The organism is Psychroflexus halocasei, assembly GCF_900107595.1.
Lineage (GTDB): Bacteria > Bacteroidota > Bacteroidia > Flavobacteriales > Flavobacteriaceae > Psychroflexus > Psychroflexus halocasei.
Genome location: NZ_FNQF01000001.1, coordinates 164905 through 181181 on the forward strand (window position 1 = coordinate 164905; position 16277 = coordinate 181181).

A 16277-nucleotide genomic window follows, 5' to 3' on the forward strand; every position below is an offset into this window, starting at 1 on the left:
TATAAATACTTTGATTTTTAATAATAAACAAGGCCCACTTTTAAAGCAGGCCTTGTTAATAACAATCTGGCTATATCTTTTATTTAATAATAAAGCGCTTCACAACAATCTCATTCCCTTTTTTGACCTCTATAAAATAAGCTCCATTGCCTAAATTTGGGGGAATTATATGAAGTTTTCCATTTGAAAATTGCTCTTGAGAGCTGTAAATCAAGCGTCCCAATAAATCTCTAATTCCGATTTCCACCTGATAATTTTTCATATAAGAGGATGCTAAATAGAAGCCTTCTCCAGGACTAGTTGGGTTTGGGTAAAGATCTAACTTATAACTTCCAAAATCATCACCTATTGATAATGTTTCATTTACAAAACGCAGATAGAATCGATTTGAAGAAAAGCTTTCTGTAACATCAGGATAAACATGATAATTGATAAGATTTTCTCCTTCAATTAATTGCACTTCTTCATCTGTGTAAGAATCTACAAAATAAGCACTCACTGATTCATAAAAATTCACTTTTTCTATCATCAACGTGTAATCTTCATGATTGTAGTTATTTGTATATAAATCAATCTGATCGCCATCTCCAGGAATCTGCCTACGCTCAACGCTATAAACATCTCCGTTGTTTACAATACCTATATTCTCAGTAAAATTAAATGGTTTGATAGCATCTTGATTATTCAAGTCATTATCATATTCTGAAGCAAATAAAATAACAAAACTATCATGTAATTTATTACCAGAATTATAGTTCTCTGTTGTAAAAAGTTGACCTGTAATTTGCGCATCACTTACTGTAAAACTCTCGGCTCCAAAAGTGCTATAATGCTGACCTGGCGCTTTATCAGTTTCAGAAAACAAAACAGATGTCGTTCCGTTTGTAGCAGTTGCCACTTGCACCGCTTGTCCTGGCTGTAGATATTGGTTAGCTTCTGATCCTGAGCTGTTACTGCCTGTATTCAAATCCACCGTTACATAAGAACCATACGTACCTAAAGTTGGATCATAAAAATAAGCATAATTTGAGTTTAAGTTTTGTGAATTGGCTATGACACTATTCAAATCTACTGTACTTTGGTAAGGGTTTGCTATCATGTTAAACTCGCCAGCTATATTACTCAAATCTGATGTTTGCATTTTATCACCCGTAAATAATTCTCCTGTCGAGCGTAAAACTGTCGCATCTGCAACTGGAAAAGTGCTACTTAGGTCTACTGCACGACTACCTCGAACATATATCATGTATCCCTCTCCCGCTGCAATTGTATTTACATCAGTATTCGCTACTGCCGCAAAAACTTGATTGTCAACATCTAAAGTAAATAATGACGTGTTTCCTGTTAATGTTGCATCAAAACCATTTTCTTGATCAATCATGCTTCCTGTTATATGCGTTCCAAAACCAGGAATGGGATCATTGGTCGCAAAGTTTGCTCCTTCCTGCCAGTTGTCATGAATAGAAGAGTTTGTCGTTACTGGGCTACTTATCATTCTGTAAGAACGCTTTGCACTCATATAACGTTCTGCTGTAAACTTTCCTATAATGTTAGAAGTTGAAGGTAATGTCGCTAATTCTCCATTTTTATTTTCAGAACTTTTGAATATAAAGTTTCCATTATTAATGATGTTTCCATTGACAGTTAATACTTGCTCCACATTTAAAGTAGCTTCAGTATTTACAAATAAATCATTAAGCTCTATATCACTTGTAAAACTGGCATTTCCTTCCATTATTGTAACATCATCAGAAGCCGTAAAATTAGCATCAGTATTTGGATTAGCTGGCGACCAACCATCAACATCATTAAGGTAAACATAGCCATCTTCACCACAAGCATCTAAAACAACACCTGTAGGAATCGTTAGATTACAACTACTATCATCCGTAAAAGAAATGTTGTAATTTACAGGTCCGGCTGTAAAATCTATATCAAAACTTTGCGGACTTCCGGTAATGGGGTAATCTGTTCCGTTTACGGTAATTGAACCTTGTGTGGGTTCGTTTTCGTAAGCTACTACCAAATTTGTAGAGTAAACTCCGGTATTAGGATCACATTCTGATCCAATTTCAAAGCTTACTGCTGATAAATTACAAGATGGAGGAGAGCAATAAGTGTCTTCATCTATTATTCCTGAGATTACAGCTTGTTTTCCTGAAGCATCTATAACTGTTACGCTATAACTACCTGCTTGTGCTTCTAAAACTTCATCTGTTGATCCATTACTCCAACTATAAGAATATGGTGCTGTACCATTGCTTGCTTGAGCTGTTAAAGTACCCAAATATTGTCCTTCACATGCAGGAGTTGAAACTAAGGAAACTGTAAAAATGTTTAATTGGGTAGAAGCAAAATTATCATTATAATCAAATTCTAATTCAGACGTGTTAATAATTTCTGCTACAATAGTTGTTGGACTTTGTTGAACATTCCACGGAAAAGAAACCGCTTGATTAGCTCCACTAGCCAAACTAACCGGTTTAGTGGCAATTGCCAAGGTATCTCCAGCAGTAGAAATGTAGGAAAACAATACATCTGCATCCACATCAATCTCCCCGTTATTTTCGATAACCGTTTCAATGTTTATCGTTTCTCCAACATTTGGCATTTGATTAGAAACATAAAAATCATCAAAAAACAAGTTTGCAGCTTCTCCAACAATAAATGATCGGGTAGCCTCATTATTATTTCTATTAGCATCATTAACTTCTTGATTTGAATCTATTATAGCACGAATAACATGAAGACCTATATCTTCAGATGCATATGAAACTGGTATAGAAATAGTATTAGTTGTATTTTTGATAAGTCCAGAAACATTTTGCACTACAGCATGTTCTTGATCATCTATTAAAATAGTAAGCTCCATCTCATCATTAATATTAGAATACCCTATATTCTCGTAAGAAATATCTAAGAATATAGATTCTCCCGGCTCCGGATTAAGCAAAGTAGGGTTGATATATTCTGACAAGATTCGCATGTCTGGCTTATTGGCAACAGTCACTTCTTTGATTAATACATTATTGCCTTCGTTGCATTCTGTATATGCGTTATCAGGATCTGATGTCATTCTAAACGTATAGACACCGGTTTGGTTGAAAACAAATTGTGTAGGAAGCGCTGCACTATATGGGCAACCATGACAGTTTTTTACATTTTGAACAGCTGCATCTCCTAGAAATGCCCATCCTGAAATTCCTGGACCACTCACTTCAAAACGCACCTTTACTTCAGAAGCTTGGTATAAATGTTCTGCTTTTATTCCAACGGCCAATTGCACCGATTCATTTTCATGATAAGTTCCGTTCCAGAAATCATAACCACAGCGCTCTACAGGACTGAATTCCCAACATAGAGTTTCTGATTTGCTATTATTGGTACGGTTTGCATCTTCTAATAGCTCGTTGGGATCTACGCTAGCTGTAAGCTGCACGCCTCCGGAATTTAATGCAGGAACGGGATCTGTTACAAAAGTAACAGTTTCGCCCGGTAAAATATCTTGGTTATGAACAAGGTTATAAATCTCTCCATTACTCAACGTAAACTGTAATTCTATGGGAGCGGTTGCCGTGGCATTACCTCTATTCCGCACATCTACAGAATAGGTAACGTTGCCCGGAACTTGCAAATCTATTGGGTTTACAAGTAAATCGCAACTGGATGCTATATACAAATCTGCTTGACATTCAATAATATCAATAGCATAACTTTTTTGATTATTGGTTTCCAAAATTTCGGTTACCACGCCATCCGGTAAAGGCACATCGCATTTTAATACAAAGCTGTAATTTCCTGTTTGTTGATATTCATACGGAATAGAAACCGAAGTACTCTGACCAGGTTCTATGTTTTGAACTGTTCTTGTAAAAGTGTCTTCTAAAGAACCATTGTAATAGACTTCAATAGTATTATCAAATGCTCCCGTAGCAACATACCCAATATTTTTTATGCCGAAACTTTGTGTAGTACTGGCATTACATAAATATGTTGCCCCTAATGAAGCACTTCCAACAGGAGTTATATCTGGAATCGCAGGGTTAACAATAATGGTGCTGTTTGCAAAATTGTTGTTTTCGGAAGATTCTTGTACTACAGAACCGGCATCTGCCATTGCCGTAATATAATAGGTTCCTTCCGTATCGAATTGAGCAGTAAAAGGATAAGTGAAGGATTCTCCAGGCTCGAGTGGCGGAACGGTTACATCGTTTATAAGCGGTAAACCTCCGGTCTGATCTATCTCTAACAAGGTTTCTACCGCAACAGCCTGGCAACCATTATTAGATACTACCACTTCTCCAGAAATAGATTCGCCGACAAGAATGTGATTATCAAAAAGATTTATTTTTGCTCGTAAATCTTTTAGACAAAGTCCTTGAACAAGTTCCCAAGTAATTGGCGATTCTGCGGTTAGGGTAAAATCGGTCACCTCTACCGGAGCAGTATAAACGCCCGGCTGGGAACCTCTGTGGGTTTTAAAATAAAAATAACCATTTGAGTTGGTGTGCGTTTGTACTTGAATTCCTGTGATTGGATTTACAAATGTTACTGTAGCTCCCGCCACAGTAGAATCTTGTAATACTACTGCCGTATCTGTATAATAGGCATGACCAGAAATAGTCACTTTGTCATTGCCAGAAGGCAATTGAACAAGACTTGGACTAACAGAAGCTTCTATATTGATTGCCCCCGGAAGATTGTAATCACCATTGATAAATGGACGCATTGCCCTGTTATTCAGCTCATTTGATTCTGCTATTACATCTGTGTGGTCTATAAACACTTCCATAGGATTCCACGATGGATCTGCCGGGGTAGTTATATTCCAAACCACGTTTGTACTTTCTTGCGGACCAAGATAATCTACATTTATATCTGGATAAACTGCAGCGGGATCGTATTGATTTTCTAGATGCGCGACAAAATTTTCTGCCGGCAAATCAGAATTATTATGAATGGTAGCGGTAATTTGTAAGGCCGACGAAACATCTGGATTGGGATTATCGAAAACAATATCGTTGGCAAAAATCTCCAAGTCTGGAGCGATTAAAACATTTGGCGCATCAAAGGGACCAATTTGTGTTTCGCAAGCATCTGCTTGCACTTGCACATAAGCTTGCCAGTTGGTACCAGAAGGCAATTGACTGATAGAACCCACGTAAACTTTTCCATCTGACGTATTATTATCTGTTGGATCTGCCGGAGATAGAATAACCGATCTATCGTTTGTGTTGCTGAAACTGCCATTAGCTTCATAATCCAATACTACACGAGGAAAGCCGTATGGTGGCATTATCCCGTCTTCATTAGTATAAACCACAGCAAACTCATAGGTTGTTTCTGGCGTGCCTTGAGTAGGACTAACAATACCATTCTGGAATTCTCCAGTTCCTAAAAAGGAAAGGTTTGGAGAGCCCAGACAATCTGTGGTAAATTCTAATGGCCCGATAAAATCACTTTCGTCACCCCCACCACAATTAGCTTTTACATATAATTGATAATTGGTGTTTGCACTTAGACCATTTAATTGAAAGTCTGGTGAACCGTTTACAGTTTCTGAACTACCTTCCGTTACGGGATCGAAACCTGGGGTTTCGCTATACTTAACTATCCATTCCGTTTCGGAACCATTGTTTGTCCAAGAAATATCGGCCGTAGTGTCTGTTGTTGCGTCTAAAGATAAGTCGGAAGGTGCTATACAATCGGCGTCTGAGACTTCAATTCCGAACGTACCTGTTTGGGTATTTTTTCCATCTACTTGCACATAATAAATACTTCCGGGATTAAGACCTGTGACTATTGTTTCTGCTTTTGCACCTGTATTGGTATCGTCACTACAAGCAAGTTCATTACCCAAAGAAGACAAGTCGTTGCAATCCCCTGCACTTTCGTAAACAGCAAGTTGTGTATCGTTTAATGTACCTCCTGTAATATTGGTGTTTACGATTACATTACCGCTGCTGGGAGCTTCAAAACTAAACCAAACGGTTTGCAAATCGAGTGTTCCTCCCCAGCAAGTCCCGCCAGATTCAAGGTTTTGTGCAGATGCGGCTATGTTAGAATAAGCATCGCCATTGGAGGTCGCATCTATTGCTAATAAAGTAGCATTACAAAGATCATCATTAGTTGGTGCAGCTATATCTATTACGGTTACTAAGGCGGTAGCAGAGTTTTCATTACCGCTGTCATCTGTAACGGTTAAGGTTACGGTATTGTCACCCAAATCACTGCTATCAAATGCGGTGATATCTGTATCGAAACTTAATGGGCCACAAGCATCTGTGGAACCATCATCAACAGCATCTTCATTAATGGTTGCGGTGCCATCTGGTTGCAGTTGAACAGTAATATCTTTGGTATTTACCGTAGGAACAGTTTCATCTACTACGGTTACTATACTTACACAAGAGTTTGTATTTCCATCAGAATCTGTAATGGTAAACGTAACGTTATTTGACCCCAAATCAGAACAATCAAACGTATCTATATCAATTGCTGCTGTAACAGTACCGCAATCTCCCGTTGGTATTGTCCCAACGTTTTCTGGGGTTATAGCAGCACTTCCATTTTCATCTAAAACCACTTGAATATCATTACAATTTGCACTAGGTGCTGTTATATCTCCTATAAAACCTTGTAAGGGCGTCATATTAAAAATAGGATTGGTTTTCGTGCCGTTATATTCGTAAATATTAACGTAGTAATTGGTTGAAGCTTGCAGCAAATTAGGCGGAACCAAATTTCCGGCACCATTATAAACCACAAAACCATTACCAATAGCATCTCCTAAACCATACCCAAAATTTGCATCATAGTTGGTTGCGTTTGTTGGGATAGTGTTTAGGGGAGATTCGCTTAAAATAACGATTCGTCCTTGTCCGTTTCCGGACGTCCAGTTTAAAATAAGATCGCTATCACAAGGCCTTGTATAACTAAAATTACTGGGAATTACAGTTGGCGGAGCCGGTGTTGCTTGCGAAGCTGTTTCTCCCGGTATGAGATATAGTTCGTTATTTTGATTGATGGCATATTCAAAAAAAGCAAAATGATAGTTGCTGGTCTCTTCTAAGTTGGAAAGTATAAATTCTTCATCTGTGCCGTTATAGACTACAAAGTTGTTAGCGCCTATTTCTTGTCCTGCACCAAAATTAGTATCGGCCAAATAGGTAGTATTATCGGATGGTTGCACATCTACGGGAGCTCCTTTTTTTGCAATTACTAGACGAGAGGAGCCATTTCCGCGGGTAAAATTAACCTGCATTGAGGTTGCGCCAATTTCCGCAAAATTGACATTGGAAACCTGCGTGGTTGGTGTTGCCCCGAAAGTTTCGGCTTCAAAAGTATAGCCTGGCCTTAAATAGACTTTTCCTGAACTTCCATTATATTCAAAAAGAGCAAAATGATAATTAGTGCCGGGTTGTAAATTAGTTACGTTATCTGAAGTTCCGCTTCCATCATAAAGTACATAGTTGCCCGTTCCTATTTCATAATTTCCATTGCCAAAACCACCACTTGAACTAGGATAATTTGTTAAGTCTTGTGGTTCGACATTTACAGGTTCGTTTTCTCTAGCGACCAAAATACGTCTTGTCCCATTACCGTTAGTCCAATTTATGTTAAAGGAAATTGTGGTTTTACTATTCACAAAAACATTCCCGGTTTGCACGGTAGGAAAAGTAACAGTTGCTTGATTGGTTTCAAAAACAGGATCACCATTGGTGTCTGTTGTTGTTAAATAAATGGTCTCAGTTCCACTACTATTAAATTCAAATACTTTAAAATAGTATGTAGTGTGAGGTTGTAAGTCATAAAGATATTGTGTGCCAGTAGAACTCCCGCTATACAATACAAACTCATCGGGAGCTATCTCATCTCCATTTCCAAAATAATTATCGCCTGTATATTCATTGCCATCTAGAGGAACTGCCGTTACGGGACTTCCTGCTTTGGCTATAATTAATCTACTTTCGCCATTGCCGACGGAGCTACTATTTACCCTGTAGCGAAGTCTATTTCCATCAATAGAACTAAACACCATATTGTTAGCATTAACAGTGGGAGCAGTATAACCATCTGTGCTTTGGCTTGCCGTAGCGCCAGGAATAGGACTGAAGATTGAAGTTGAAGTTAAGTAAACTTTGCCACTGTTGCCATTATATTCAAACAAAGCAAAATGATAGGTGGTATTGGATTCTAGATTATTAATATCTGTTCCATTTGCATTACCTCTATAAATTATATAATTTCCTGAACCAATTTCATAACTGGGAACGCCATAGTCATTATAATATGGACTACCATAATCGACCAAATCTTGGGGTTCTACATCTACAGGACTATCTGCCCGTGCTATCAATATACGTCCAGCACCATCGCCATTAGTCCAATTAACATTCATATTAGTAACCATAATATCACTAAAAGTAATATTATTGGCTTGGGTGGTAGGATAAGTAATAGTTGCTTGATTGGTTTCAAAAACAGGATCGCCATTGGTATCTATTGTGGTTAAGTAAAGAGTTTCGGTTCCACTACTATTAAACTCGTACACTTTGAAATAATAAGTGGTATGCGGTTGTAAGTCATAAAGATATTGTGTTCCGGTAGAGCTTCCGCTATACAACACAAACTCCCCGGGTGCTATTTCTTCTCCGCTTCCAAAATAATTATCGCCTGTATATTCAACTCCATCTGTGGGAACGGCAGTTACAGGACTTCCAGCTTTGGCAATTATCAATCGGCTTTCACCATTGCCTACAGAACTGCTATTTACCCTGTACCGAAGTCTATTTCCATCAATAGAACTGAAGGTCAAATTGCTAGCATTAATTGTTGGGGCAGTATAACCATCTGTAATTTGACTTGCCGTAGCGCCGGGAGTAGGATTGATTGTAGAAGTTGAAGTTAAGTAAACTTTACCGCTATTACCGTTATATTCGAACAAGGCAAAATGATAGGTAGTATTGGGTTCTAGACTATTGATGTCTGTTCCGTTTGCAGTACCTTGGTAAATAATATAATTTCCTGAACCAATTTCATAACCGGAAACACCAAAATCATTGTAATAAGGATAATTGTAATTCACCAAATCTTGGGGCTCTACATCTACGGGACTATCTGCACGCGCAATTAATATACGTCCAGCACCATCACCATTGATCCAATTTACATTCATACTGGTAACCATGATATCGCTAAAAGTAATATTACTGGCTTGGGTGGTAGGATACGTTATTGTAGCTTGATTGGCTTCTAAAACGGGAGTACCGTTAGTATCACTCGTCTTAAGATAAAAGGTATTGGTACCTGAACCATTATATTCATATACTTTAAAATAATAGGTAGTATGTGGTTGTAAGTCATAAAGATATTGTGTTCCGGTAGAGCTTCCGCTATACAACACAAACTCACCGGGTGCTATTTCTTCTCCGCTTCCAAAATAATTATCGCCTGTATATTCATTACCATCTACGGGAACGGCAGTTACAGGGCTTCCCGCTTTAGCAATAACTAATCTTTTTTCACCGTTTCCTACAGAACTACTATTTACCCTATATCGAAGTCTATCTCCATCAATAGAACTAAAGGTCATATTGTTAGCATTTAAAGTAGGAAAAGCGCTTGTTGCTTGGTTACCTGTTGCCGGAGGGGTTGGATTTGTAGCAGAAGTAGATGTTAGATAAACTTTACCATTATTTCCGTTGTATTCGAACAATGCGAAGTGATATGTTGTATTGGGTTCTAAATCTATAATCTCTGTACTGTTTCCACTCCCCGCATAAACCGCGTAATTTCCTGAACCAATTTCGGAGTTAGAAATACCAAAATTATTGTAATACGGAATGTTATAATTCACTAAATCTTGAGGTTCTACATCTACTGGGCTGTTTGCGCGAGCTATAAGTAGTCGGGCGGAACCATCGCCATTGGTCCAATTTACCGTCATTTTACTTCCTACTACATTGCTAAAGCTAATGTTGCTTGCTTGGGTTGTGGGATAGGTCAAAGTAGCTTGGCTACCTTCTAAATAATTGGAAGTAAGGTATTCTGTGGAAAAATTACTGCCATTATATTCGTAAATTCTAAAATGATAGGTGGTAGAATGGTCTAAACCTACTATAGTAGGCTTATTATAAGAACCTTTATACACTACAAACTCACCGGGTGCAATTTCGTTACCCTCGCCAAAATCATCTGCTAAATAATCTGTTCCATCTACCGGCACTGCGGTAACGGGAGAATCTGCTTTTGCAATTATAATTTTCTCTGCGCCATCACCTTGTGTGAAGTTTAATCTCATACGATTACCGTCAATACTTGAAAAAGATAAATTGCTTGATGGCGTGGTCGGGGCTTGCGCATTTACATGAAACGGAAACAATAGAATAAAGCATAATAAAAATACAGAAAAGAAGAGCTGGGTAGAGGAAAGATTTTTCATAATTGATGTTTTAACAAACCACAGTAAATCACTTACAGAGTTTAAGTTTTGGAAAAATCCCTTATTAAATAAGCTTAACTAATTTCACTAACGCTAAATTAAAAATCTGTATCAGATGCATCTTTTATGAATTCGTCTTAATTACAGTTTTCATTATCATTATTTCACATACAAAAGAGACTTTATATACAAATATTAAAAAAATAGAAACTCACTTTAGATATATTGTATAAGCGACAGAGAATAATATGTAAATGGTTAATATATTGTTATACATAGTAGTTTCAACATAAGAATTATGAGTTAGTATATCATCTATGATCATTCAAATATTTTCAAAAACCACTTCTGTATAGATTTATAAAACGTAAAACCGACCTTAATTCTTGGTTAAAGAAAAATTTTATGACCCAAGAAAACTTAGCTTTGCAGCTTTTTAAGTCAAATTTTATATGAAAAATCAACATAGGAGAAATCAAATCTTTTTGATTGTCGGCATTCTCTGCATCGCCTTTAACTTACGTCCGGCTTTATCGAGCATCGGCCCCTTGATTGATTTCATTAAGCAAGACTTAAATTTATCTGGAACACTATTAGGCTTACTCACAACTTTACCACTTTTAGCTTTTGGTGTCATTTCAACACTCACATCAATATTCACAAAAAGGTTTGGTATCGGAAAAACACTTCTGGCAGCAATGCTTTTACTTACAGTCGGAGTAATAATGCGATCTTTATTCGGAATTGTAGGTTTATATTTGGGTACTGTTTTACTAGGTATCGCGATTGCTTTTGGTAATGTATTGATTCCGGCTTTAACAAAACAAAACTTTCCTGATCGCGCTGGGATGATTACGAGCTTATACTCAAGCATGATGGCCGTTGGCGCTTCTTTGGCAGCTGGCATCAGTGTGCCTTTAGCTGTGACCTACAAAATGGGATGGCGAGGTTCCTTAAGTGTTTGGGCCATCTTTGCATTTATCGCATTTTGTGTTTGGTTGACACAGTTCAAAAAAATAAAAAGAACTAAACCCAGACGCTCTTTCTCTGAAGCTATTAAAAACTTGAGCGGTAAGCGTATCGTTTGGCAAATCGCCATTTATATGGGTTTACAATCCATGGCTTTTTATGTGATTTTGGCTTGGCTGCCTGCCATATTATTAGATGATGGTTACGATTCCTCTTACGCAGGTTGGATGCTCGCTTTATCGCAAGCCACGGGAATTATTGGTTCCATTGTCATTCCGCTTTGGGCTGGCAAAAGGAAAGATCAGCGTCTCGTTATTGGCACTTTAGTCGCTTTAGAATGTATTGCATTACTAGGTTTAATTTTCCCGAGTCCGATTATTATTCCGATGTCAGTTTCATTATTAGGTTTTGTTTTAGGCGGAACTTTTGGTTTGGCATTATTGCTTATCGTTATGCGATCGTCAGACACTGATACTGCTGCAGAACTTTCTGGTATGGCACAATCTATTGGTTATCTTATCGCTGCCGCAGGACCTCTTGTCGTTGGTGCAATTCATGATGTTTTTGACAACTGGAATTTTACAATTATTCTATTAATTTGTGTAGCTCTCATTAAATTAATGATGGGTCTCGGAGCTGGAAAAGAACAACAGATTTAAAATTTTACTCAACAAAATTCACGCTTGAAACTTGTCATAAATTAATCTGAAAAAACATTATTCATTTTTAGTCTAAATAAGATTTATATGTATTTTTGCCCAAAAATTTAATTGAGGTACTTGAGAGTTTTCTTGTTTATTTTTATTCTACCTGTAGCATTAAATGCACAAATCAACTTAAAAGGTATTGTGTTAGATGCTGAAACACAAGAGCCATTAGGAAATGTAACAATTATAGATTTGAACTCTAAGCAATGGAGTATTTCAAATTTAAAAGGAGAATTCATATTAGAGCTCAAGTCTAAAAAATCAACTCAAGTTGAATTTCGTTTACTCGGTAAAAAAGTAGAAACTTTAAATCTTAATCAAAACGAACTTCTTCAATCTCAGGTCGTTTATTTAAAAGACAAAAATTTACGTTTAGATGAAGTCGTCATCCGTGCTAAAAAAGGACAAAGCTTTTCTGAAATTATTTTAGAAGAAGAAGCCATTAACCAAGTTCAGTCTTTCTCCCTTAATGAAGTTTTGGAACAGCTTCCAGGTCAAAGAATTTCGGAATTTAGCCTTAATGAATTCAAACCTATTGCTTTCAGAACAGTTAGGCCTCCAGGTATAAGCGATGAGGGTTTTGGTAATAAATCTTTTGGTACTGCTGTTGTTGTAGACGATATTCCTTTATCCAATAACGGTAATATGCAATCTTTTACAGCAAATATGTCATCTCCTTTTAATCCAAACTATTTAGGCTCCAGCTTTAACGGTAATTTTACAAATGCGAATTTTGGTGTAGATCTCAGACAAATTACTACTCAAAATATTGAAAAAATCGAAATTGTTGAAGGTATTCCTTCTGCAAAGTATGGCGACCTCACATCTGGTTTAGTCAAAATTGATCAAAAAGCTGGACAATCTCCTTTTCTAGCCTATGCTTCATTAAGGGAAGGTACAACTGAATATGGCTTAAATAAAGGCTTTCAGCTGAGTGAAAAGGCGGGCTTTTTAAATGTTTCTGCGAGTTTATTAAAAGCAAATGCAAACCCAAGAGTTTCTTACACAGATTACGAGCGCGTCAACACACAACTGATGTGGAGTTGGGCAAATCAACCTAAAAGTATTCGAAATTCGTTGACTGTTAAATACGGATTTAATGTTGACAACGTCAATTATGAAGCGGAAGACAAGGATCAGAAGCGCGTTAAAAACGAGCAAAAAGATTTAAGAATTTCAAATCGCTTTAAATATAAATTTGAAGAAAATCACTTTATTGATCACTTTGAACTCAATACTAATTTAACGCTCACAGACCAATACAGTTTTGAGAGTAAATATGTCAATAACGGCGGCAAACTTGTCGGTTTTCAAACTGAAGAAGGTGTTTATGAAGGCATTTACACTGAACCAACTTATGTCGCTCGTAAAGAGGTTGAAGGCAAACCCATCAGCGTTTATTCGGCTGCAAACATTTATAAAAGTTTTTCAACCGAGCAATGGACACATCATTTATCAGCAGGTATTTCATACCGTATGAATGACAATAAAGGTCGTGGCAGACTTGGCTCACCAGAAAATATGGGTCCTGCTCTCGTCAGCCAAACTAATAGTGGCGGACAAGCATTTCGCCCTTATAATTATGCTGATGAAGTTAAGGCAGAATTACAATTTTCTTTGTTTATTGAAGATGAATTCTCAACTTATGGCGACAATAGCAAGCTCAACATCGCTGCAGGTTTAAGAAGTGACATCCAAAACAGTTATCTCACATTATCTCCGCGTTTAAACTCATATTATATTTATAAAGATTTAAAAATCAGAGCAGGATTTGGTCTCACTGCAAAGTCGCCTTCTCTTAATCAAATCTATACGGGTTATCGCTATTATGATGTCATACTTGGTGATTTTAGAGTGCCAGGAGAATACAATATTGGCGCGATTCAAACTTTTGTTGAAAAAGAAAACAATCCTGAAGTTAAACCTTCTAGAAGCTTACGAACTGAGTTAGGCTTTGATTACAGATTCGATTTCGGAAGTATTAATATCACAGGTTTTTATAACAAATTGTACAATGGAATTACATCTAGTCCCTACCCTATCAAACGTGATTTGGCTGATGTTAGCGTTGATGATTCTGATTTATCAAACCCAGAAATTGTGATCGATGGTTACAACTCATATTATTACACAGAATCTCAAATTTCAAACGGCCTAGAATCTGAAGATATCGGTCTTGAACTTTTCATGAATTTCCCTGAATTTATTTTTAAAAATATTGATTTCAGTTTACAAGGCAGTTATATTTCTACAATAAATAGTAATACAGAAGATGCTTATGTTAAATCTTCAAACGCTAGCAAGCCTGAAAGTTTTGGCGTGTATCACCAAGGAGATAAAGATTTATCTCATTTGACATTTGGCGGCACACTCAATTATCATATTCCCGACATCGGTCTGGTTATCGCTGTGAGAAGTGAGCATTTTATTTTTGATAAATACAAAAGAAATGCTTCGCTTTACCCTTACGCTTTTATTGATAAAAATTTAAATAAAGTTCCGATTTCATCAGAAAATCAGAATAATGAAGATTTATACGGACATATTACTAGAAGCAGTAGTCCTTATGAAAATAATAGAACAAAAGTTTTTCACAACTTTCATTTAAGAATTTCGAAAGACTTTTTAAATGGTTTTCGTTTTTCTTTTTATGCGAATAACTTTCTTGATCTCAAACCAACTTCAATTGAAAGATCAAATGGAAAAGATATTGAAATGATTAACCCTGATATGGTCAAACTATCATTTGGAACAAAAATCGAATATCAATTTTAAATCAAATGTCATGAAAAAAATAATTTTTAGCTTCATAGCAATACTCGCATTGTCTGCCTGTTCAGATGATGATTTTGGAAGCAATTCAAGTTTAACACCACAAAGCTTTCAAGTTAACGTCAATTTCGATAATGAAAATTATGATGGCTTAGCTGCTGAAAATACAAGCGTCACACTTACAAGTGTAAATACTGGCGATGAGTATCAAGCAATTTCATCGAGCAATGGCGCAGCAAATTTTGAAACTGTATTGCCAGGAACTTATAATGTGACTGCAAGTTTAAACTTGAGTGCAGATGAATTTAATGAGCTTTTCGGTTACGATCCTAATATTGATGAAGTCATCTTTAATGCTTCACAAGAGCAAGTGATTGTAAACGCAAACACAACATCAACATCTCTTATACTTAAAGCTGCAAGAATCGGAGATTTAGTCATAAAGCAAGTTTACTATGCTGGCTCGAACGCGGTGCAAGGTGCCGTTTTTAGAGATCAGTTTATAGAAATTTATAACAACTCAAATGAAGTTATTTTTGCTGACGGACTTTATATCGCGCAGCTTTACGGAAAATCTTCAACAACAGTTGAGAGTTATACTTTAGCAAACGGTCAGTTTGATTGGAGTCAATCAATCGGAATGAGCTCGGGTAGTTCTGCTAACACAGATTACGTTTATACAGATTACGTTTTTCAAATTCCTGGAAATGGAGAAATACATCCTATTGAACCAGGTGAAAGTATTTTGATTGCTCAAAATGCTTTGAACCACAAAGAGCCTTTAACTGACAATAATGGTGACCCAATTACAATTGGTGACCCAAGCTTAACCGTGGATTTAAGCGAAGCTGATTTTGAAGTTTACTTAGGTGATTTTAGAGAGTCAATCGGTGAAGAACCTTACCAATGGGATATCCAAAATCCAGCTGTTGAAGATTTGACAATTGCTTACTGGGGACGTGAGAATTACTATAGTGGAAATAAAGATTTTGTAATAGACACAAAAGGTCGTGATAGTTTTGCAATTTTTAGAGTTGACGAAGAAGAATTTAGCACTTATGAAGATTTCCCGAACCCTTCAATTAGTCAAATTGAAAATGACACAAAATTCTTCATGCAAATCCCGAATAGCCTAATTATAGATGGCGTTGATTTACAAAGCTATAATCCAGGTTCACCACGCCCAAAAATCTTACCATCAGAAATCGATGCTTCTTCAATTGCAGTGGACGGAATTTTCAATTCGCAAAGTGTGATGAGAAAAACGAAAACTGAAATCGATGGCAGAATTATTCTTGAAGATAACAATAATACTTCTGAAGATTTCAAAATTTTGAACAGAGCAGATCCTAAAGGATTTTAAACAATAAAGACAAATTTCCTTG

At 36.8% G+C, this 16277-nt stretch carries 4 protein-coding genes; 3 read left to right on the plus strand and 1 reads right to left on the minus strand.

The annotated features are described in order from the left end of the window. Nucleotides 1-79 precede the first annotated feature (79 nt). Complete coding sequence (locus BLV84_RS00800) at nucleotides 80-10444, minus strand: CARDB domain-containing protein (protein ID WP_093238045.1); 10365 nt, start codon at nucleotides 10442-10444, stop codon at nucleotides 80-82. A 452-nt stretch (nucleotides 10445-10896) separates the two neighbouring features. Here BLV84_RS00800 and BLV84_RS00805 point away from each other — a divergent pair, with 452 nt between their 5' ends. The 3 genes from BLV84_RS00805 to BLV84_RS00815 all read left to right on the plus strand — a co-directional run bounded on the left by BLV84_RS00805 (nucleotide 10897) and on the right by BLV84_RS00815 (nucleotide 16255). After that, on the plus strand, nucleotides 10897-12072 hold the full coding sequence (locus BLV84_RS00805) for a CynX/NimT family MFS transporter (protein WP_093238048.1): 1176 nt from the start codon (nucleotides 10897-10899) through the stop codon (nucleotides 12070-12072). Nucleotides 12073-12183: 111 nt separating this feature from the next. Then, the gene (locus BLV84_RS00810; RefSeq protein WP_093238051.1) at nucleotides 12184-14895 is read left to right on the plus strand and encodes a TonB-dependent receptor; all 2712 of its coding nucleotides are present in this window, start codon (nucleotides 12184-12186) and stop codon (nucleotides 14893-14895) included. A 10-nt stretch (nucleotides 14896-14905) separates the two neighbouring features. Further along, the gene (locus BLV84_RS00815) at nucleotides 14906-16255 is read left to right on the plus strand and encodes a DUF4876 domain-containing protein (protein ID WP_143521306.1); all 1350 of its coding nucleotides are present in this window, start codon (nucleotides 14906-14908) and stop codon (nucleotides 16253-16255) included. The last annotated feature ends 22 nt before the right edge of the window (nucleotides 16256-16277 follow it).